Raw genomic sequence first — 22769 nt, 5'->3', positions numbered from 1 at the left:
GTTTCTAGCAACAAGTAATAAAGTGCAATATGTATTATGTCGGGAATTGAAGAAAAATGTAATGAATCATCATATAGTGCTGATTCTATAAAGGTGTTAAAAGGTCTTGAAGCAGTCAGAAAAAGACCAGGGATGTATATAGGTGATGTTGGAGATGGATCTGGTCTACATCATATGATTTATGAAGTAGTTGACAATTCTATCGATGAAGCGCTTGCTGGTTATTGTGATTTAATACGAGTAACATTAAATAAAAATGGTTCGGTAACTGTATCTGATAATGGACGAGGTATACCTGTTGAGATTCATGAAGAAGAAGGGATATCGGCCGCTGAAGTGATTATGACTCAGCTTCATGCAGGTGGTAAGTTTGATCAGCACTCCTACAAGATTTCAGGTGGTCTGCATGGTGTTGGTGTATCGGTAGTAAATGCACTTTCTGAGTGGCTTGAGTTGCGTATTTGGCGTAATAATAAAGAATATTTTATTAGATTTAATAATGGTATAACTGAAGCTCCACTTTCAATTGTCAAAGAAAATATTGATAAAAAAGGTACGGAAGTTACTTTTTTCCCATCTGTAGGAATATTCACTAATATAGAATTTGATTTTGTTACTATAGAGCATCGTCTGCGAGAACTTGCTTTTTTAAATTCAGGCGTAAAGATTCTACTCATTGATAATCGTTTTGAAGAAGTTAAAAAAGTAGAGTTTTTTTATACAGGTGGTATAGAAGCTTATGTACAATACATAGATAGAGCAAAGCATGCTATCCATCCATGTATAGTAGTTAATACTGAGCATGTTGAGTCCGGTATAAGCCTTGAGCTTGCAATTCATTGGAACGATTCTTATCATGAGAATATTCTATGTTTTACTAATAATATTAGGCAGCGTGATGGTGGGACTCATCTTAGTGCTTTCAAATCAGCGATCACACGTGTTATCACTTCTTATCTAGATACTACAGGTCTTAATAAAAAAACTAAACATGATTTTAGCGGTGAAGATACTAGAGAAGGGATTTGTTGTGTATTATCTGTTAAAGTTCCTGATCCTAAATTTTCTTCTCAAACAAAAGATAAGCTAGTAAGTTCTGAAGTGCGACCTGTTGTAGAGAATGCCGTTTATACAAAGGTTCTTGAGTGGTTTGAAGAACATCCTATTGAAGCTAAGGCAATTATAGCTAAGATTATGGAAGCGGCCAATGCTCGTGAAGCCGCTAGAAAAGCAAGAGAACTTACTAGAAGAAAATCAGCTTTAGAAGTCTCAAATTTACCAGGTAAACTTGCAGATTGCCATGCAAAAGATCCTGCTATTTCAGAATTGTTTATTGTTGAGGGGGACTCTGCAGGTGGTACTGCAAAGCAGGGTAGGGATAGCAAAATTCAGGCTATATTGCCTTTGCGTGGTAAAATTTTAAATGTTGAACGAGCAAGGTTTGATAAAATGCTTAGTTCGGAGCAAATCGGTACATTAATTACAGCTCTTGGGATTAGTGTTGAACGAGAATTTTCTTTAGAAAAGCTTAGATACCATAAAGTTATTATTATGACCGATGCTGATGTTGATGGTTCGCATATTAGAACTTTGTTACTCACATTTTTTTATCGTCATATGCCAGAGCTCATAAATAAAGGCTATCTATATATAGCACAGCCACCACTTTATAAGGTAAAAAGTGGTGCATCTGAGCTTTATTTAAAGAATGAACAAGCTTTGCAAAATTATTTAATAAAATCAACTATTAATGATACAAAATTAATTCTAGACGGTCAAGAGCAGTTAATAGGTTATAATTTAGAAGATCTAATTAATAAAGTAGTTCAGTTTAACTGTTTGCTTGATCGTGCTAGTAAAAAATTTAATCGCTCAATTACTGAAATTCTTGCAATTAATGACTTATTTAATAAAAAAATATTTGAGCCTGAAAGTGGTTCAAGGCTTCAAAAAGCTTTAGATGTTTTAAATAATTTAGAAGAATCGCCAGATAAAACTAATTTGCAAGTGTTAAAACATGAGAATAGAATAGAATTCTTCCATTTTAGTAGAGGTTTAAAAAACACTAAAATATTGTTGAAAGAGCAGTTAGAATTATTTGAATTTGTAGAAATATCACAGTTTGCTTTATCAATTTTTGATATATTTAGTAAGCGATTAAAGCTTATAGTAAAAGGTAAAGAATTTGATGTTGTAACACCAAGTCAGTTGTTAAATACTATTATAGAATGCGGTAAAAAAGGAATCACTATTCAGCGTTTTAAAGGTCTTGGAGAGATGAATTCTGATCAGCTGTGGGACACCACTCTTGATCCTACAAAGCGAACTTTGCTTCAAGTAAGAGTTTCTGAAGTAGATGAAGCCGAAGGGATTTTTTCTACTTTAATGGGTGATGTTGTTGAACCTCGTAGATTATTTATCCAAGCTAATGCTTTAAATGTTATGAATTTAGATATATAATGTAATACCTGAATACTATAGATATATCAAAGGCTTTGTGTAATCACATTGCTTGACCACGTAATGATAGAAGAGTATAATCAAGTTGTACAGGAACGATAATCACTTATGCAAAAATTAATTATTCACGGTGGTAAGCCACTTGAAGGTAGTATTAATATTAGTGGTGCTAAAAATGCAGTATTACCTATTATGGCTGCATCTATTCTTACAAATAAACTACATATTACTAATGTCCCAAAATTAACAGATGTTAGTACTATGAAAGATTTGCTCCAAAATCATGGTGCGTGTATTAGAATAATAGAACACACGGACGCATTGGAGATTATAATTAATACCACAAATATAAATAAATTTACTGCAGATTATGAAATAGTACGGAAAATGAGAGCATCAATTTGGGTTCTTGGTCCTTTGCTTACCAAATATGGTAAAGCAAAAGTATCGCTTCCTGGTGGTTGTGCGATTGGAGCAAGGCAAGTAGATTTACATATTGCTGTATTAAAATCTATGGGTGCTGAGATTGAAATAGAGGATGGATATATTAATGCTTCAAGTAAAGGACGTTTAAAAGGCACGCATTTTGTTTTTGATAAAGTTTCTGTTGGGGCTACTATTAATGCAATACTTGCAGCAGTTTTAGCAAATGGGGAAACTGTACTTTTTAATTGTGGTCGCGAACCCGAGATAGTAGATCTATGTTATTGTCTTATAAAAATGGGTGCTGATATTTTAGGTGTTGGAAGTAGTACAATAACGATTAAAGGTAAAGATTGTTTAAATGAAACAAGTTATAAAGTGCTTTCTGATCGTATTGAAGCAGGTACTTATATGTTTGCTGCAGCTATTACTAAAGGTGATGTAAAAATCTGTGGGATTGATTACAATATTATAGAAAATATAGCATTAAAACTTATTGAAACTGGTATAAAAGTTGTTCAGATCAATAATGGAGTTCAAGTAACTTATGCAGGAATGTTAAATTCAGTTGATTTAGAAACTAATCCCTATCCTGGTTTTGCTACTGATTTACAAGCTCAATTTATGAGTCTTATGTCGCTTAGTCGTGGTGTTTCAATGATTACTGAGAATATTTTTGAAAATCGTTTTATGCATGTGCCTGAATTATGTAGAATGGGCGCAGATATAGTAGTGCGAGGTAATAAGGCGGTCGTTAGAGGTGTAGAGATGTTAAAAGGAGCAGAAGTTATGGCGAGTGACCTTAGAGCTTCGGTATCGCTAATACTTGCTGGTCTTAGTACTAATAGTAAGACCGTATTACACCGAATATATCATTTAGATCGTGGCTTTCAAGATTTAGAAAAAAAATTAAGTAATTGCGGTGCTGATATAAAAAGGGTATAATAACTCAATTGATGTTATGGTTGGTTACAGATGTTGTTTAGGGCTTTGAATATAGGCTCTAGCTTAAAGTTTGAATAATGGATTTGTACTGTGAGTTACTTGTATAGGTACTATAATCAATTTATATTACAATAAAAAATTTTAACGGAGAAAATTATGGCAAGAATTACAGCAGAAGATTGTAATAAAATTATACCGGATAGGTTTCGGCTTGTTGTACTAGCCACAAGATATGCGAAATTATTAAATTATAAAGTGGAAACTAATCAAATTAAAAAAGAAAAGCGTGATAAGCCTCCTGTTATCTCATTACGTAGAATTGCTGCAGGCAAAGTATCGGTACCTCAGTTAGAACAGGATTTAATAAATAGTTTGCGTACCAGCTCTATGATAGAGCCACTTGTTAATCAAGATGAATCAGAAGATGTAGAAGAAAAATTTGAATATTTACCTGAAGTTTATATCGGGGAAGATTATTCTGATTTAGATGATCAAATCTTTATTAATGAGAATGGCGAAGATTATGAAACTGATAAGTAAATGCTTATCGGTGTCGGTACTGATATAGTACAAATTCCTAGAATTGAAAAAATATTAAATTTATACCAAGAACTTTTTGCTAAAAAAATTCTAACATCACAAGAATTAAAACAATTTACTTTGTTGGATAAACCAAACCATGCTACTTTTTTAGCAAAGCGTTTTGCTGCTAAAGAGGCTGTTAGTAAAGCATTTGGAGTAGGTATCGGTCAAGGTATAAATTTTAAAAATATTACTATAATAAATGATAATTTAGGTAAACCTGTAGTAGAAGTGAGTTCACACTATACAAATAAACTTATTCCTTTTCATATTCACCTTTCTCTTTCTGATGATTACCCTATATGCATAGCGTTTGCCATAGTTGAAAGTAATTGTTCAGTATAATTTTAGGTAATCTTATGTGGTGTTACATTATTTAAAAAATCTACGCTATATCATGCACACGAAAGCAAGAACCTATAAAAAGATTTTATACTTGATTCTTGCTTTTTCGTAGTAATGAACTCGATAAGCTATGCTGCTCTTTTATTAAATAAGTTAAGATCCAGTTTTGCTATTTGCTTTAGGTAACATAATTTTTAAATCAGCTTTAGCTTCTAAATCAGAAATATATTTCTTTAATATTTCTGCAGCTAATATGTTATCGATAGTTACTTTTGCTTCTTTTTTTGTTGGAATAGGTACAGGTTTTTTCTCAAGCACTTTTATAATATGCCAGCCGAAATCTGTTTTGACTGGAGTTGACACTTCATTTACTTTTAATGCAAACGCTTTATTTTCAAATTCTGGTACTAATTGCCCTGATTGATTTAGTATAATGTAACCTATAACCCCACCATTTGAAGCTGTAGCTTTATCAAGTGAGAATTCTTCTGCAAGCTTATTGAAATTTCCTCCTTTGCTTAATTTAGTCTTTACAGTATTAGCTTCTTTTTGTGATTTAACTAAAATATGAGCAACCTTTATTTGTTCTTTACCTTTAAGGTTATCAACATATTTATTATATTCGTCATCAAACATCTTATCTGTAATGTTAGATTTTATGTAATTTGCTAGTAATTCTTGCTGTGCTAATTGATTTTTTGCATTTTCAAGTTTTTCTTGGAATTCTTTAGATGAAGTAATACTAGATTTAGCAACTTCTTCTTTTAACAAAAGATTATTAACATAAATTTTTATTAATTTTTCCTGATCTTGTAGTGGAAAATCATCAAAATTTTTTATTGTTTCGCCGGATTGAAGATTGAGCTGAGGCTTAAATTCTTGCATAATTTGCGATTCTTTTACTTCACCACCTTTATATGTAGCTACGACTTTATCTTGGTCGCAAAAAGCAATACTGGAAAGCATGCTAACTGATAAAAATATAACAGATAATTTTTTCATATGACTCATCATTGTGTTAAACATAAGCTTAAATTTTATAAAAATAATATATCACCGTCAACAGCTATTTAAAATATTTTATTATTAATAAAAAAAATACCTTTTGATAAAAAATTATTCATTTAAAAATTATAATATTTGATTATTTTATAAAATATACCTATAGTAAAGTACTAAAATTACTAAAAATACGACATCATAAGGATTTTAATGTTTTCTATTTTAAAAAAACTTTTTGGGACTGCTAATGATCGTACTGTAAAAAAACTATTTTCTGAAATTACAAAGATTAACTCACTTGAGCCTGCAATAAAGATATTATCAGATGCGGCGTTGAAGAATAAAACTGTAGAGTTTAAAGAAAAACTTAAAAACGGAGCTACTTTAGATGATATCTTATATGAAGCGTTTGCAGTAGTGAGAGAAGCGGCTAGCAGAGTTTGTGGTATGCGACATTTTGACGTTCAGCTTATAGGTGGTCTTATATTACATCGTGGTATGATTGCAGAAATGCGTACTGGTGAGGGTAAAACATTAGTTGCAACGCTTCCTGCATATTTAAATGCTTTAACTGGAAAAGGTGTACATGTTGTAACTGTGAATGATTATTTAGCAATTCGTGATTCTGCTTCTATGGGTAAAATTTATAATTTTTTAGGATTATCGGTTGGATGTATTGTTGCAGGTATGACTGATGAAGCAAAACGGATTGCATATAATTCCGATATTACTCATGCAACAAATAATGAACTTGGTTTTGACTATTTAAGGGATAATATGAAGTATAGTATGCAAGAGCGCGTACTGCGTCCTTTTAATTTTGCTATTATTGATGAAGTTGATTCGATTTTGATAGATGAAGCAAGAACCCCAATAGTGATCTCGGGTCCAGTTAACGATAATTCAGCATTATACGGTAAAATTGATAAAATTATACGTTTGCTTAATGACAGTGATTTTGAAAAAGATGAAAAACTAAAAACTATTAACTTAACAGAAGTAGGTATTACAAATATAGAATCGCTGTTAATTAAAGATGGTATTATAAAACCTGATACTGGTTTATATGATTTTGAGAATTTAAATTTAGTACATTATGTTAATCAAGCATTAAGAGCTCATCATATGTTTACTGTTGATGTTGATTATTTGGTGCGTGAAGGTAAAGTAATGATTATAGATGAATTTACTGGACGTGTAATGGAGGGACGTAGATATTCAGAAGGCTTGCACCAAGCATTAGAGGCAAAAGAAAATGTAAAAATTCAAAATGAGAACCAAACTTTGGCATCTATTACATTTCAAAATTACTTTCGTAATTATCATAAATTATCTGGTATGACTGGTACATCTATGACTGAAGCATCAGAATTAAAAGATATATATAATTTGGATGTTGTTGCAGTTCCAACACATAATAAAGTTACAAGGATTGACCTTGATGATGAAATTTACGGAAGTAAACAAGAAAAATATGATGCTATCTTAAAGTTGATTAGGGATTGTTACAATCGTGGTCAGCCTATACTTGTTGGTACCATAAGTATTGAAAAGTCAGAAGAATTGTCAAGTATTTTAAATAAAGAAAAAATACCTCATAACGTATTAAATGCTAAATTTCATGAGCAAGAAGCTTTCATTATTGCTCAAGCAGGTAGGTTTAAAGCCGTAACGATTGCAACCAATATGGCAGGGCGAGGCACTGATATTATGCTTGGCGGCAATCCTGAAATGTTAATAGAACAGCTTAATAAAGATCGTAATTATGTAGCTAAAACAGCTGAAATTAAAGCTCAAATTGCTGAAGAAAAGCAGAAGGTTATTGAAACAGGTGGCTTATTTGTAATAGGTACAGAAAGGCATGAAAGCCGTAGGATAGATAATCAGTTAAGAGGAAGATCAGGAAGACAAGGCGATCCTGGTAAAACCCAATTTTTTTTATCACTTGATGATGATTTAATGCGTATTTTTGCATCAGATCGTATATCAGGAGTTCTTAGAACACTTGGCTTAAAAAACGGAGAAGCTATTCACCATCCGATGATTAGTCGTTCACTTGAGAAAGCTCAGCAAAAAGTGGAAGCACATAACTACGAGATGCGTAAAAATTTATTACGTTTTGATGATGTAATGAATGATCAACGTAAGATAATATATGAGCAACGTACTGAAATTATTAAATCTAAAGATAGTTACGGTTTCTTAAATAGTACTACTGAGGAACTCGCTAGAAAGATAGTATTAACTTTTATGCCGTTAGGCTCTTATAGAGAAGATTGGGATATAGACAATTTAACTGTAGAATTACATCGTATCTTTTCTATAAAATTTGATCATAATTTAGTGCATAAAAATGATGTGACAGAAGAAGATATCACGAAGCTTGTTATACAAATGGCTCATGATATATATAAGTCAAAAGAAGAAGCATATAGTAGTGAGTTAATGAATAATGCGGTAAAATATATTTTACTAACTACTCTTGATCAAGTGTGGAAAGATCATTTATATAGCTTAGATCATTTAAGGCAAGGTATCTCACTTCGAGCTTATGCACAAAAAGATCCTCTGAGTGAGTATAAAAGAGAAGCATTTAATTTATTTGAGCAAATGCTTAATAATTTAAAAGAATTATTTATTCAAACTGTATATCACTTCCATATCGACTTAAGACATCTTCAAAAAGAAGATATTTCACTTGAACATAAAAAACTTCAAAAAAATATGTGTGAGAGTCGGGAAGATCCAGCTTTTAGTAAATATAATGCTGGAAATAGTATTGAAACTTATCTTAAACCGGTCGTGTTACGCGTTGACCCAAAAGATAGAAAACCTGATGATCCTATGAGTTGGGGTAGAGTATCACGTAATGAGCTGTGTCCGTGTGGTTCAGGTAAGAAATATAAATATTGTCATGGTGCAAATTAATCAATATTTACGTCAGTGTTTTCTAAAAATCTAAGCTAAGTTATATTTTATAGTGCAGAAGATTGAGATACTATTGTTATCCTGTATGGTACCTTTGTTCAAGGTAATTTATTGTATGATTTGTATAATGATTCTCACAGTGACATTTTGAAAAAATGCAGTATAAGAAGGTATTCCTGGTTACACTCTTATTATTTAGTATTTTATACAAATAATCATACTTAATAATTTTATTTCACTAGTAATTATAAAATTCTGAATATGGTAAATCGTAACTTATTGCTGTATGATATACAATATTATTCAAACTAATTTAGTTTCTAGTTTTTTAGATAAAGTGTGTGTAGAGTATTTATTCCTGAATTATTTGCGATGTTTTAATTCATGCATTTAAAATTGCTAGATGGTTATTTCAAAAAAACAAATGTTAATATGTGTTAGTAGTAAATGATAATGATACTTTTTGAAATGCAGATGCACTCCACATAACTTATATAAAGTGTCAGAATATTGAATATCAATAAGGAGTCGTAATAGTGTGGCTAGGATTTATATGAATCAGTAAGCGCTTAAATATAGCAAATTATGACTTAAGATATTTTAGTTTGTTATAGGCAGTTCTGTACATCAATTGTGCAGTTTTTAAAAATTTTCTATTGAGTATTAAGAAATGGTATTATACTAATAACAACGCATAAGTAGAGAAAAGTAGATGTTAGTATGTTATGATATTACATAAGTAAAGTTTGAAATAGCATTAGCCAATGATAATAACTGTAACAGAAGAATAACAATATTCTGTAGAGACTAGAAGGTAGTTATTGACAAGTTTAGTAAAAAGTCTTATATTATCTACAGGTGTAACAAAGTGAATAGTGTATATGTCTAAAGCTAAAGCGAAAACAGCTTCTAAAAATAATCCTACTTCTAGGGAGCAAGCTAAGGAATATTTGCATAACGGTCAGAAAATTAAACCGGTAAAGCTTATTTCAGCTCAAAATTCTTTTATAGCTGCTGAGTATGAATCTTCAGGGGATTTAGTTGTAGGAAGTAATAATCAGCCGTTACCTTGGGGATTAGTGAAAAGCTTATCTTAGTTTCTTACAAAGAGTATATCTTTTACACAATTGGGGGCATAGCTCAGGGGTAGAGCATCTGCTTTGCACGCAGAGTGTCAAGGGTTCGATTCCCTTTGCCTCCACCATTTTAATTTCTATGTCCATTTATCAATAAATAGTAAACTCTATGTAAACTAGAGTTTTTTACTCTTTAAAAGTAAGGTTAACGCTTTTTAGTAATTTTTCTTTGAAGCAACCTTATGAATATTTCTAATGAACTTTTAGCCGTATAATTAAATATTAAAATTTATGAAATTTTAATAATGGTAAGAACATGCAAGAATTAATAGCTTTTGAAAGCAAATCAAGTATTTATCAATGGAATGGTAATGAATGGGGTTGTACTACATTTAAACTTGCATAGAGTGAATCGTTATTACCAAAGTTTAAACGGATTATACTATAACTAATTGTACAATTTTTAAAGCAGATAAATATCATCAATATGATGTGACTGAATACTGTTATGTAGCAAAAATGATACCATTCATTGATCATAATCAAAGAATATGTAAGAAATGATTATTGTGTATTTATATAGTATAGCTGATAAACAAATTAACATAATATTTAAATTAGTAACAGGTGAGTAATATTGCACAAAAAAGGAAAATATAGAGCTATTTTAGATTATAACGATATCGAAGCTTCTTATCATCGTAATGGTAAACTTAGGTGCTATTTGTAGATTATATTTCCAAACATAGCTTCTTGAAAAGTAACAAGTTAGAGATATGTTACTTAGAATGGAGCTATTTTTTTGGAGTGTATCACGCAATTCTTTAATACTAAGAGAGTATGGTTATGATATCGACTTTATTAAAGTTGTTGTAATTTAGCGCCAGAAGATTTAAGTTAGATTATCAACTCAGAATTTAATGAATGATATTTTAGTATTAAAAGTTAAAATACATAAATCATTGGAATGAATTTTTAGTAGAATCGTCAGCTCTTCATATAATCTGTAATTATTATGGAGGGATTATCTTTTAAATTGGTAATTCTTTGTCTAATGTTACTAGCTATATGCTCTAATGTATATTTAAAATAATTAGATATCACTTTTGAAATATAAGCATTTTATGCATATTTGATACTACTGTAGTAAGTAAGGTTATTATATAAAGCAAACAATAAGACACGGAATGCATGATGTAATAGAAAAATTTTTTGAAGCTTTGAAGCAGAATACTGTACAAAAAAAATAACTTATGATAATATTATATTTAAATTTCTTATAAGGTGCTTTTATGCTAAAAATTGTATTAGTTAGTTTTATTAATTTAATTTGTGCGTTAAGCTATGCTGACCAAACGACTCAAAATCCTAATTTTACAAATGTCGCTTCTAATCATTCAGATGATCTATTACCTGCAGAAGCAGCAGTGCACTTTGTACAGCCTTGGGCAATGCCTACAACAAATGTGCAAGCTAAAGTTAGCAACTCTGCTATGTATTTTACATTAATAAATACTAGAAGTAAAAGTTATAAGTTAGTGAATATATCTTCAGATAAGATAGGTTGGATAGAAATTTATCAAACAATTAATGATCAAGGTGGTAGTAAAATGGTAAAAGTAGATTACCCATTTTTAATCTCTAGTAATGTTAATGTTGATTTCAAGCCCGGTAGCATGCATATCATGCTTTATGACCCAAAAGTAGATTTAAATGTAGGTGATGAGTTTAAAGTAACCTTTTTCTTTGATGATAATACACAAAAAATAGTAAATGTTAAAGTAGCAAATGATAATCCTTATAATAAAATAGGGAATTAGCTAAAGCATCATTGTGAGGTATTGCACATTGTTTAAATCTTTTCCAACATCCTTATAGTATCCTGCCCAAACTGACAATTTTTCTTTGTAATTGATAAATAAAAGATGAGTTTAGAAATTAGTGGACGTGAGTTAATTAAATCTAAAATTATAGATGCTCCTGAATGTTCAGGAGTTTACAAAATGCTAGACGTTAGTAAGCAAGTTATTTATGTCGGTAAAGCTAAAATTTTAAAAAAACGTCTTACTAATTACATTAAAAGCGATTTAGATAATAAGACTCTACGGATGATTGCAAATACTTATTTTTTAGAGTACATTATAACTCATTCTGAAGTTGAGGCATTACTATTAGAAGCACAGCTCATTAAGAAATTTCAGCCGAAATTTAATATTCTCCTTAAGGATGATAAATCTTTCCCTTTCATCAAGTTAAGTTTAGATCATGATTTTCCACAATTACTAAAATATCGAGGTAAAGCTCTAAGTGACGGAAAATTGTTTGGTCCTTTTGCATCAAATACACAAGTTAATACTACTTTAACGGAATTGCAAAAAATTTTTAAATTACGTTCCTGTACAGATAATTATTTTAATTCTCGTACTCGCCCTTGTTTACAATATGAAATAAAACGTTGTTATGCTCCTTGTGTTGGTAAAATAAATAAGGAAAATTATAGAGTGCTAGTAATACAGGTAAAGGATTTTCTACAATGCCGTACTAGAGAACTACAGGAAAACCTATCTAAAAAGATGCAAGAGCTAAGTAGTCAGATGCGTTTTGAAGAGGCAGCAGAAATCAGAGATCGTATTAAGGCGCTTAGTTATGTGCAGCTTAAGTCTCGGATTTTAGATGTTGTTAAAAACGCAGATATTATATCTATTGTGCATAAGGACTTGCATTATTGTATTGAGGTAGCTTTATATAGGGCAGGACAACCATATGGTAATATTCCTTATTTTTTTTCTTCTACTGAAAATAGTACCCACGAAGAAGTATTAGAATATTTTTTATTACAATTTTATCAGAAACAACAAGTACCTTCAGAAATTATTATGAATCATGAAATTAATTCTAAAGAGAATGTGATAGAGGCGATTAAGAAAATCAATAATATATCTGATCTTAGTATTATAGTACCTCATAAAGGTGATAAAGCTAAATTAGTTCACAAGGCTGAGGTCAATGCTTTATTCTCTCTAGAACAGTATTTAAAGAAAATTACTAAGAACACAGAAATTATGTTTGAAGTTAAAAAGCTATTTGATCTTCCTGAGATTCCGGAAAGAATTGAGATTTATGATAATAGTCATATTCAAGGTATGTTTGCAGTAGGAGTGATGGTCGTTGCTGGTAAAATCGGTTTTGATAAAAAAGAATATAGGGTTTTTTCATTGTCATCACGTAATTTTACAATAGGTTCAGAGATAGAACTACGAGATGACATAAAAGGTGATGATTATGGGATGCTTAGGCAAGTTTTAACACGACGATTCACTAGACTTAAAAATGAGCCGAATAAATTGCCAAGCTTAATGATTATAGATGGTGGTAAAGGACATTTAACTGTTGTTAAAGAGGTAATGGATAAATTTGGGATGAATATCCCTTTTGTTTGTATGTCGAAAGGCAGAGATAGAAATGCTGGTCTTGAACAATTACATATGCAAGGTAAAGAAGTATTTACTTTAGATAAAAATTTGCTGGTTATGAAATATTTACAAATCCTACGGGATGAAGCACATAATTTTGCTATAAAAAATCATAGACTCGGTAGATCACGTGCTATAAAAATATCAAGCCTTGATGATATAGATGGTGTAGGTGAAGCTCGTAAAACAGCTTTGCTACATTATTTTGGTTCATATAAAGCAGTCTGTAATGCAACTATAGATGAGCTTGCTAAAGTAAAAGGTATTAGTAAATCACTTGCTAGTATGATTTTTAATGTTTTAAATCGCAAAATCTCACTTGATAATTCATGAAAATGGTATTGGAAGCGCATAAAGATGTCTTAACTTTAAATAGAAACACACATATCTTATTTAAAAAAATACTAATAATTTAGTATTTTAAACTTGACCATGCGATTAAGTTTTTAGACTATATTAGTTATGAATAGATTTTTGTTATTACAAGCATGATATAAATGAGCGATTCAACAAGAAACAAGAATGTGCACATAATGAGTTCTGTGATCTCAGGAAGTAAAATTGCTTACAGACCATTACTTACATAATTTTCTAGCAATAATTATTTGTCCTAAAATAAATATCACAAGACTCACGATGGTGCCTACAAATACTCCTCTAAGGTTGAAATATTGCAATGAGCAAGCATAATATTCCCACGTTAAAAAAGTTGCGGCTCCACTAAATGATGATAAGACAATTATAATTTTAGATGTTTTGATATCAAAAAGTGTTGTTATTAATGGTACTAATATTACAGGACCCCAGAAACCTGTAAAGAACATTACTAAATCAATTACATTACTAAATTTTAAAGCAACAATTATAGCCAAACTTCCAATTATAACATTAATAATGCGTGTAATTAATAATAATTTTTTCTGATTTTTCACTTTTACAATAGGATTTATTATATCTTTAACAATAGATATAGAAGTAACGTTTAAATCAGAATCCGCAGTAGACATAACTGCAGCTAATAGTCCACTAATAACAAATCCTTGAATTAAAGGTGGGATGATTTGGTTGATTAAATATGGTAATACTAAATTTGATGGTTGATTTGGGTAAAGATTAAATGCAATTAAGCCGTTTAAAGTAATGCAAATCAAGAAGAAAAAATATATAGCAGATTTTATATATATTGCTTTAATAGTGTGTGTAGGATTTTTATTAATTAACGCTCTTTGTATAAATGTCGGATATAGATTCATCACGCTAAAGTTTAAAGCTGCTGTGATAGCATAATATAGTAGATTAGTTTGATCAAAATTTGTGTTTGTGAAATTATCTATAAAATATACAAAACCGATTTTATTTAAACTTATAAAAGTTATAGCAGGTATAGCAATTATCATTGCAAAAAATTGTAATAAATTAGTAAAAACAATTGATTGTAACCCACCTATTGTAGTATATATAAGTACTATACTATAGCTTAAAATCACCCCATGTACATAATGTATTCCTAAGATATATTTGAAAATATAGCCGCTTACGCTTATCTGAGCTGCTAAAAAACCTACTGAAACGATAACTGTGCTAACACCACCGATAAAACGGCCTGTATTACCATAATATCTACTCATTATGTCACCAATACTTTCAGCGCCGTAATGTTTTACAATTAAAGGCACTATATAGAATGCAATTAATATATCTATAGGTATTGTAACTATTAGAGCGTAAGCATAATATCCATGTCCTAAAAACACTTTTTCCATAATGCCAAAGGTGGTAGCACCTCCGACAGAACTTGTAAATATAGTAGCTATTAGTAATAGCTTATTATGTTGTGATTTGCGTTCAACATTTGCATAGTTCTTAAAACTACTATGTTTAGCTCGGTAATATATACCAATAACTAGAATAGATATTAGATATATGAATACAATGATATTATCAATAGGTAAATTAAACATAAATTAGATTTTAAAGATAAAACTTAGTATTTGTTCTCAATATATTTTTAGTAATATTATGATGTGTACTACTATGTTTTAGTAGTTTTATGTATCTTGATTCAAAATATTTTGTTTTAGATCATATTAAATATTTTATTTTTTAGTAATTTTTTCTTTACTGATATAGTTAGTGTATGATTAAGTGGATAGTTTTATGTTTAAAATACCTATTTTAAGTTGCAACCTAATTAACATTTATTGATGTAAAACGTAATTATTAACATTAATCAGTAATTATTTCAAATAAAACATAAATTTTCTCAAAATTAAGTAGTATTCATATATCTATTATTGCTCGTGCTAAATAGTCTATAACTATAGTGTATTTGTGATATAACAGCGAGTTTGCATCTATAATTTATTATTTCTAGTTTCTCGATTTCATAAATTTTCCCTATTTTATGTAGTAAAGTGTTAATTATTGTACTGCTGCAATCAAAATATGTTTATTGTGAATTTGAGGAAATCAATACAATTGTCATGTCACTTATCAAAAACATAACGATTTTATCTTTTCATCGCCTAGTTTAGGCGTTTGTTTTTGAGGGATTATATCTCACAAGCTTAGCAATAGGTTTATCTGATTTGTATTTCTTAACTGTACTCATTGTGTTTTGTTTAATTTAATCATATATCAAAATTTGAGTTTTGTGTGTGATTGTAAGGAATACGGTAATCTTAGGTTTTTTGTATGAGATCATTTCGTATAGTGAAATTTTCTTAAAATGACGGAAAACACGAATAATTTAAGAATTAAGAATGCAAGTGTGTAATGGTAATAAAGACACACGTTAATAATTGAACTCCTATCTATTAAAAACGCTTGACTATGTTATAGTCCTATCATATCCTATAAATTACCATTAAATCCCAAGTTAACCCGAATTATACCAATGAATGTATTCCTATCTAAGTATATCAATGGTGTTGATAAAAAGAGTAGGGTAACAGTGCCGGCAAATTATCGTGCAGTACTAGGGAAAGAATTATTTAACGGTGTTATTGCTTATCCGTCGATTAGGAATAATTGTATAGAAGTGTGTGGTATTGCGCATATCGAGAAATTAAGGAAAATGATCGAGACTCTTGATCCTTATTCTGAGGAACGTGATGCTTTTGAGACTATGATATTTGGGGAAGCTGTACAGCTTGCCTTCGATGGGGAGGGAAGAATTATATTGCCGCAGTCTTTAATGAAACATGCAGATATAGAAGAGCAGGCATGTTTTGTAGGAAAGGGAATAATTTTTGAGATTTGGCAACCTCAGAATTTTGAAAAATATTTAAGTTACGCTCAAAATATCGCTCATGAAAAGCGTTTAACTCTAAGAAATGTGCATTAATGTCACAGTATCACATACCGGTAATGTTAAGTGAAGTTTTGGAGGTTTTAGCTCCAAAAGGCTATGAATCTTATTTAGATTGTACGTTCGGCGCAGGAGGATATAGTAACGCAATATTGAAAAGTTGTTATTGTTCTGTAACGTCTCTGGATTGTGATCCACACGTAATTGAAAGAGTTGAACAAATTAAGCAAGATTACGGTGAGAGATTTAGTTTTATAAAAACAAATTTTGCTGACAGCTTTGGAAAACTTAAGCAACAAAAATTTGATGGGATAGTGATGGATTTAGGTGTTTCATCAATGCAGTTAGATATCGCAGGTAGAGGATTTTCATTTTTGTATGATGGACCATTAGATATGCGTATGAGTGCACAAGGGTTTAGTGCTGAGGAATTTGTAAATACTGCAGATGAAGAAGAGATTTCAGATGTAATTTATAAATATGGTAATGAGAGCTTATCACGAAGAATAGCTAAGAATATCATCAAATATAGAAAAATTGCAAGAATCGATAGTACTCGCAAATTAGCTGAAATTGTAAGGTACAGTATAGGATTTAGAAAAGGCAAAATTGATTCTGCAACTAAAACTTTTCAAGCTATTAGGATTTATATCAACAATGAGCTTGGTGAATTAGAGCGGTTTTTAGCGAATGTAAAAAATATATTAAAGAAAAATGGACGTTTAGTTGTTGTATCTTTTCACTCTTTAGAAGATAGAATAGTTAAAAATTTCTTTAAAGAAAATTCAGCAAAGCCGGTAGCAAGATCTAAATATGCTAAAGATGAAATAAAAATTGATCAAAATAAATGGCTTGAGATTATTACGCACAAAGTTTTAACACCGTCAAGTCAAGAGATAAGGCTTAATGTTAGAGCTAGATCTGCAAAACTTCGAGCTGCAAAAAAGATATTATAAGTCATTGTTGAATTTACTATTTTTCATGTTCTTGAAAGCACGAGCTAATTAAGACAATGATAGAAAAATTTATTATCTTTGCATGCGATCGTTGCGTAGTGCTGTGCTGTAGCAATGATGCGCTTGGTATCCAGTAAGGTAACACTTTGTTAAAAAAAATTGTTTAAGAAGTATTATTATGTAATTTAGTTATGACTAGAAAGTTTCACTATTCAATATTATTTATAACAATTATAGCAATATGTAGTTTATTCCGGATCAAGGATCGAGTCTCAACTCTGAATTATCAATTAAGGAGTGTGATAAAACAGATTAATAGTGAGAATAATAATATTAATATTTTGAAAGCAGAGCAAGCTTATCTACTTTTGCCAACTAGATTGGAAAAACTCGCTGCGGCTTATTTGAAATTAGAAATAGTGAAATCATATCAAATGATCAATGATCCGTTAGCACCAAATATCGAACAAAATATTAAATTTAATCATAATATTAGTATTTCAAAGAGTAATAAATGGCGTTACAAAAGAATTATGAATAATAAGTATATACAGACTGTTTCAAGTAGAGTTAAGTAATTGTTATGAGCTAGTTAGTAATAGGATGCATTGCCATCTCAGGAATTTTTATAAGATTGTTTATTCAAAACTTATAGTTTTCACTTACAATGACATGATTGCTACTTAAGACACTATAAATAAAATGAAGCAAATTTTAGAAAAATGGAAGCCTGCGATTAAAAGTCTAATAATTTGGAATATTTGTAGTAAAAACACAAAAATTCGATTATTAATGGTTATTTGTGGTTTTTCTTTTCTTTTTTCTACTGTATCTTACAGATTAATAATTGTTGCTACGAATGTTTACGATAAAAATATTAATTCCTTCAAAAAAAAACATCAATTTAGAAAAGAAATAGTTGATAGAAATGGTAATTTATTAGCAATGAATCTACCATCTGCCTCATTATTTGCTAATCCACAAATAGTACTTGATCCTGAAACTTCTGTAAAAAAGCTAGCAGAAATCTTACCTGATATTAATAAAGCTAAATTAATTAAAGAACTTAAGTCAAATAAAAGCTTTATATGGGTCAAAAGAGATTTATTACCTAGTCAGCAAGAAAAGATAATTAGCCTTGGGTTACTTGGCTTTGAGTTTGAAGAAGAGCAGAAACGAATTTATATCTTTTCAAATTTATTGTCACATGTTATTGGTTATGTAGGTAGAGATGCAGTAGGACTGAGTGGCTTAGAACTCGCGTATGATAAATATTTAACTAATACTGATTATGAATTAAATGACCTAAAGGATCAGAAAGCACCACTCCAATTATCTATTGATATTAGATTACAAAGTATTTTAAGTGAAGAGATCGATAAAACGTTAAAGAAATTTAATGCAATAGGAGCAGTAGGAATTATTGCTGATCCTAATAACGGTGAGATTCTTGCATTAGTAAATAAGCCTGATTTTGATCCTCATTATCCAAGTTTAGCAAAACCGGAAGAGCTATTTAATACGGCAAGTCTCGGTATTTATGAAATGGGTTCGGTGTTTAAATCATTGACTATGGCGGTTGGTTTTGATACTGGTGTAATCAATATGAATGATGCTTATGATATAAGCTATATGAAAGTAGGAGGATTCCAGCTTAAGGATTATACCCCACGGCAAGGGTGGCATAGCGTACCTGAGATTTTTTTATATTCTTCAAATATTGGTACAAGTCAAATCATGCTTGAAATCGGTAAAAATGATTTTAAAAAATACCTAAAGAAATTAGGGTTATTAGATCAGTTACAAATAGAATTACCTGAACGAGGCACACCATTATTTCCTTCAGAAAAAAGATGGAATGAACTAACTAGTGTTACTATGTCTTATGGCTATGGTATTTCAATTAGCCCTTTACATTTTGTAAGAGCGATTTTACCAGTTGTTAATGGTGGCACTTTATATGATCTTACTTTATTAAAAAGAAAGACTCAAAAAGTAATCGGTACAAAAGTTTTTAGTGAAAATACCTCTACCCAAATGAAGAAATTGTTTAGATCAGTAGTGAAAGAAGGTAACGGTAAACGAGCAGAGATTAAAGGATATCTTATCGGTGGCAAGACTGGTACAGCAGAAAAACTTTCACAAGGTGTAGGAGGTAAAAAGAAATATCTTAAAAATAGTAGAGCTTCGTCATTTTTAGGTATACTTCCTGCATCTAATCCGCAATATGTTATTTTTATTAGATTTGATGAGCCAAAACCAACTAAAGAAAGCTTTGGCTTTGCAACAGCAAGCTGGACTGCTGTACCGACTGCTGGTAGAGTTTTTGAACGTATGATATCTTTATATGGTTTGGAACCGATAGAACAAAATGAGGAAGAGAGTTAAAAAATATACTCATTTAATTTGCAACATTTGTGTTATAAGTATAGCTCGTTATATTATTGCTCTAGTAATAAAGTATAAATAAAGCAAATTTTTAAAAAGCAAAAATTATTGCGTATTATGTGGAATTCCGAATTGTATAGGAATGACATTGAGTAAGTTAAAATATAACAAATGAATCTAATATATCTTATCTTACATCTTTAGTCTTTTTGGTTATACTAAAACAAGCAATAATTTGATATTAAAATAAAACTGTTTAGCTCTACAAATTCTAAAGAATAAGAAGAATGAGTGCTAAGTGCTGATGGAAAATAGAGTATATATTATTGTACAAAAAGAAAATTAATTTATATTTTGTAATGTAATGGATACCAGAGCAGTCATTTCGAGGAGTGAGGCTTTGCTACAATATCATTAAATCTCTTGATATTGCTTAGTACATTAGTAAGTAATTTTTACGTAAAGCAGGAAACACTGAATTATAAAACAATTATAAAAAACTACATTATTTATGTTAAAGATCAAACAGGAAATATATAAAAATAGCTTGCAAGTAATATTACAGTTTTTCTTTGCTTTGCTATGTTTTTGTATAATACTATTTCCACTAATGAGTTATAAAATAAATATCCAAAGTAGAATTTTCCCAGCAATGGAAATTATATTTATTTATTATTTTATGTCGTTATATTCCCTAAATATTCTTAGCATATTTTTTTTAGGGCTATTGATAGATCAAATAAGTGGCGTGCCTATTGGTACAGATTCTTTAGTTTTTATATCAGCAAATATAATTTATAAATTATCTTCAAAATATTTTTTAGCTAAAAATTATTTAATAAATTTTGTTGTTTTTTGTGTTTATTGTTTATTTATATTGAATTTTAAATATTTATTGGTAACAATAAAGCATCTAGACGCAGAGGGGTATCTAATAATTTTTTTTCAATTTTTAACAACTATATTTTCTTATAATATAATTCGTCTTATACTTGACTCTCCTATGAATTATTTTAAAAAATATGCTAAATAAAAAAATACTACATGGTGAGTTGATTTCACGAAGAGCCTTTATAATTGGATTAGGTAAACTCTGGTTTTTATCACTGCTGGGCATAAGAATGTTTTATTTACAGCTTATTAAAAGTGAAGAATATAGGACTTTATCAGATAAAAATCGCATTAATTTTGTTGTACTTCCGCCGATTAGAGGGAAAATTTATGATTTAGATGGTAATATTTTAGCTACTAATAAACCATGTTATCAGTTGGTAATAGATAAGAGTATTAATAATAATTATAGAGATGAATTGGAAATAATTAGTAACATTTTAAATTTCTCTCCAGATAAATATAATTATATTAAGCAAAAAATTAAAAAATCTAGTCGTCACACTATTTTAACAATACTAGATCATCTTGATTGGGAACAAGTTTCGATGATTGAAGAGCAAAAGCATAAACTAGCTGCAATATTTATTGATGTAGGGTATTTAAGATTTTATCCTTTTTCAAGCACTACTTCTCATTTAATAGGTTATCTTGGCCAGATCAATGAGCAAGAGAAGCAAGAGTTAAATATACGTAGTTTAAGTGATTTTAATATAGGTAAATCCGGTATTGAAAAATATTATGATAATAAATTACGAGGAGAATTCGGTTATAAAAAAGTTGAAGTCAACGCTTATGGTAAACAGGTAAGGACAATATCAGAGACGCCTACCCAATCAGGGGCTGATATGCATTTAAATATTGATGCGTCTCTTCAGAAAAAAATCCAGCAATACTTAAATCCTAAAGGTTCTTCTGCAATAGTTATGGATATTAGAACTGGAAATGTGCTAATTTGTGTTTCTACTCCAGGTTTTGAATCAAATAATTTCAGTAAATTATCAGAAAATTATTGGCAAAGTTTAATTAGCGATCCGCATAAACCTTTAATTAATAAGGTAATACAAAATTCTTATCCTCCTGGTTCGGTTTTTAAAATAATTACCGTACTTGCAGCACTTGAAGTAGGAATTAATCCTAATAAAACAGTTTTTTGTGATGGTAGCTCTATTCTCGGTACTAATAGTTTTCGATGTTGGAATCATAGAGGGCATGGTACGCTCGATATGATGTCTGCTTTAAAGTATTCCTGTAATATTTATATGTATGAACTTGCTAGAATAGTAGGCCCGGATAAAATTCTTGCAGTTGCAAGAGAATTTGGTTTTGGTTCAAAAACTGGTATTGATATATCACCTGAAAGTAGTGGGTTTGTACCTTCAAAAGAATGGAAAAAGAAAAAATTAAAACTTCCTTGGTCAATAGGTGATAGTTTTAATTTAGCAATTGGGCAAGGGTTTTTAGGGGTAACACCAATTCAGTTGGCAAGATTTATTACAGCTATTGCAAGTAATGGTAAGCTATATACGCCTAGAATATTAAAAAATGCTTCAGAGTTTTATAATGTGAATATTAAGACTGAAAATATTAAAATAATACAAGAAAGTTTGTATAATACTGTGAATGTTGCTGGAGGTACGGCGTATTATAATAGAATTTTTGCTGAAAATAGGAAGTTAGCTGGTAAAACAGGCACTGCTCAGGTGCAAAGCAAACTAAATGCTAAAGATGATTTAAATCGTGATTCTATTGCATGGGCAAGACGTAATCATGCTTTATTCTTAGGATTTGCTCCATATTCAGATCCTCGTTATTCTGTTACCGTTTTTGTCGATCATGGAGGAGGTGGTAGTATTGCAGCTGCACCTGTAGCTCGTAAAATCATGTCCGATGTTCTTGATAAGTATATGCGCTAAATTCGAAAATTAGCTTCATTATTTTTGTGCTTTTAATTATCATAGAATTTAGTGCTGTTTATGTACGTGTTACT

At 30.2% G+C, this 22769-nt stretch carries 16 protein-coding genes and 1 tRNA gene; 15 read left to right on the top strand and 2 right to left on the bottom strand.

All coding sequences use genetic code 11. From position 1 onward, the window contains the following. Nucleotides 1-36 precede the first annotated feature (36 nt). The 4 genes from gyrB to acpS all read left to right on the top strand — a co-directional run bounded on the left by gyrB (nucleotide 37) and on the right by acpS (nucleotide 4755). Nucleotides 37-2460, top strand: coding sequence for a DNA topoisomerase (ATP-hydrolyzing) subunit B (gene gyrB / locus RT_RS02815; protein ID WP_011191017.1), 2424 nt, complete (start codon nucleotides 37-39; stop codon nucleotides 2458-2460). Between the two features lie 108 nt (nucleotides 2461-2568). Further along, nucleotides 2569-3828: a UDP-N-acetylglucosamine 1-carboxyvinyltransferase gene (gene murA, locus RT_RS02810; RefSeq protein ID WP_011191016.1), complete on the top strand. Its 1260-nt coding sequence runs from the start codon at nucleotides 2569-2571 to the stop codon at nucleotides 3826-3828. 156 nt (nucleotides 3829-3984) lie between these two features. Continuing rightward, entirely contained in the window at nucleotides 3985-4368 is a 384-nt protein-coding gene (gene rpoZ / locus RT_RS02805) for a DNA-directed RNA polymerase subunit omega (RefSeq protein WP_011191015.1), read from the top strand. After that, nucleotides 4369-4755: a holo-ACP synthase gene (gene acpS, locus RT_RS02800; protein WP_011191014.1), complete on the top strand. Its 387-nt coding sequence runs from the start codon at nucleotides 4369-4371 to the stop codon at nucleotides 4753-4755. It abuts the gene before it with no gap. A gap of 153 nt (nucleotides 4756-4908) precedes the next feature. Here acpS and RT_RS02795 read toward each other — a convergent pair whose 3' ends face one another. Beyond that, entirely contained in the window at nucleotides 4909-5757 is an 849-nt protein-coding gene (locus RT_RS02795) for a peptidylprolyl isomerase (protein ID WP_014419445.1), read from the bottom strand. A gap of 210 nt (nucleotides 5758-5967) precedes the next feature. On the opposite strand from RT_RS02795, the gene secA reads away from it, so the two are divergent. The 5 genes from secA (at nucleotide 5968) to uvrC (ending at nucleotide 13567) form a co-directional block, all read left to right on the top strand. Continuing rightward, the gene (secA, locus tag RT_RS02790; RefSeq protein WP_011191012.1) at nucleotides 5968-8685 is read left to right on the top strand and encodes a preprotein translocase subunit SecA; all 2718 of its coding nucleotides are present in this window, start codon (nucleotides 5968-5970) and stop codon (nucleotides 8683-8685) included. An 881-nt stretch (nucleotides 8686-9566) separates the two neighbouring features. Then, nucleotides 9567-9782 carry a hypothetical protein gene (locus RT_RS02785; RefSeq protein ID WP_011191011.1) on the top strand — a complete coding sequence of 72 codons (216 nt, stop codon included), beginning with the start codon at nucleotides 9567-9569 and terminating at the stop codon, nucleotides 9780-9782. Nucleotides 9783-9814: 32 nt separating this feature from the next. Beyond that, nucleotides 9815-9889 (top strand) — tRNA-Ala (locus RT_RS02780). 1164 nt (nucleotides 9890-11053) lie between these two features. Further along, nucleotides 11054-11581 (top strand): copper chaperone PCu(A)C, encoded by a 528-nt coding sequence (locus RT_RS02775; RefSeq protein WP_011191010.1) that lies wholly within the window; start codon nucleotides 11054-11056, stop codon nucleotides 11579-11581. Nucleotides 11582-11686: 105 nt separating this feature from the next. After that, nucleotides 11687-13567 (top strand): excinuclease ABC subunit UvrC, encoded by a 1881-nt coding sequence (uvrC, locus tag RT_RS02770; RefSeq protein ID WP_011191009.1) that lies wholly within the window; start codon nucleotides 11687-11689, stop codon nucleotides 13565-13567. Between the two features lie 242 nt (nucleotides 13568-13809). On the opposite strand, the gene RT_RS02765 is transcribed toward uvrC, so the two are convergent. Further along, nucleotides 13810-15195 carry a sodium:solute symporter family protein gene (locus RT_RS02765; RefSeq protein WP_011191008.1) on the bottom strand — a complete coding sequence of 462 codons (1386 nt, stop codon included), beginning with the start codon at nucleotides 15193-15195 and terminating at the stop codon, nucleotides 13810-13812. Between the two features lie 935 nt (nucleotides 15196-16130). Between RT_RS02765 and mraZ the strand changes: the two genes are divergently transcribed. The 6 genes from mraZ (at nucleotide 16131) to mrdA (ending at nucleotide 22695) form a co-directional block, all read left to right on the top strand. Then, a complete protein-coding gene (mraZ, locus tag RT_RS02760) occupies nucleotides 16131-16580 on the top strand; it encodes a division/cell wall cluster transcriptional repressor MraZ (RefSeq protein ID WP_011191007.1) in 450 nt (149 codons plus the stop codon). Continuing rightward, on the top strand, nucleotides 16580-17500 hold the full coding sequence (gene rsmH / locus RT_RS02755; protein ID WP_011191006.1) for a 16S rRNA (cytosine(1402)-N(4))-methyltransferase RsmH: 921 nt from the start codon (nucleotides 16580-16582) through the stop codon (nucleotides 17498-17500). Before mraZ ends, rsmH begins: the two co-directional genes overlap by 1 nt. 191 nt (nucleotides 17501-17691) lie before the next feature. Further along, nucleotides 17692-18078 carry a cell division protein FtsL gene (locus RT_RS02750; protein ID WP_011191005.1) on the top strand — a complete coding sequence of 129 codons (387 nt, stop codon included), beginning with the start codon at nucleotides 17692-17694 and terminating at the stop codon, nucleotides 18076-18078. Between the two features lie 124 nt (nucleotides 18079-18202). Next, the gene (locus RT_RS02745; RefSeq protein ID WP_011191004.1) at nucleotides 18203-19888 is read left to right on the top strand and encodes a peptidoglycan D,D-transpeptidase FtsI family protein; all 1686 of its coding nucleotides are present in this window, start codon (nucleotides 18203-18205) and stop codon (nucleotides 19886-19888) included. Between the two features lie 511 nt (nucleotides 19889-20399). Then, nucleotides 20400-20921, top strand: a complete 522-nt coding sequence (locus RT_RS02740) for a hypothetical protein (protein WP_011191003.1) — start codon at nucleotides 20400-20402, stop codon at nucleotides 20919-20921. Continuing rightward, a complete protein-coding gene (gene mrdA, locus RT_RS02735; protein ID WP_011191002.1) occupies nucleotides 20911-22695 on the top strand; it encodes a penicillin-binding protein 2 in 1785 nt (594 codons plus the stop codon). The genes RT_RS02740 and mrdA overlap by 11 nt, the downstream gene beginning before the upstream one ends. Nucleotides 22696-22769: the final 74 nt, after the last annotated feature.

Source organism: Rickettsia typhi str. Wilmington, assembly GCF_000008045.1.
In the GTDB taxonomy this organism is placed as follows: Bacteria; Pseudomonadota; Alphaproteobacteria; order Rickettsiales; family Rickettsiaceae; genus Rickettsia; species Rickettsia typhi.
This window is presented reverse-complemented; position numbering and strand designations above follow the sequence as displayed.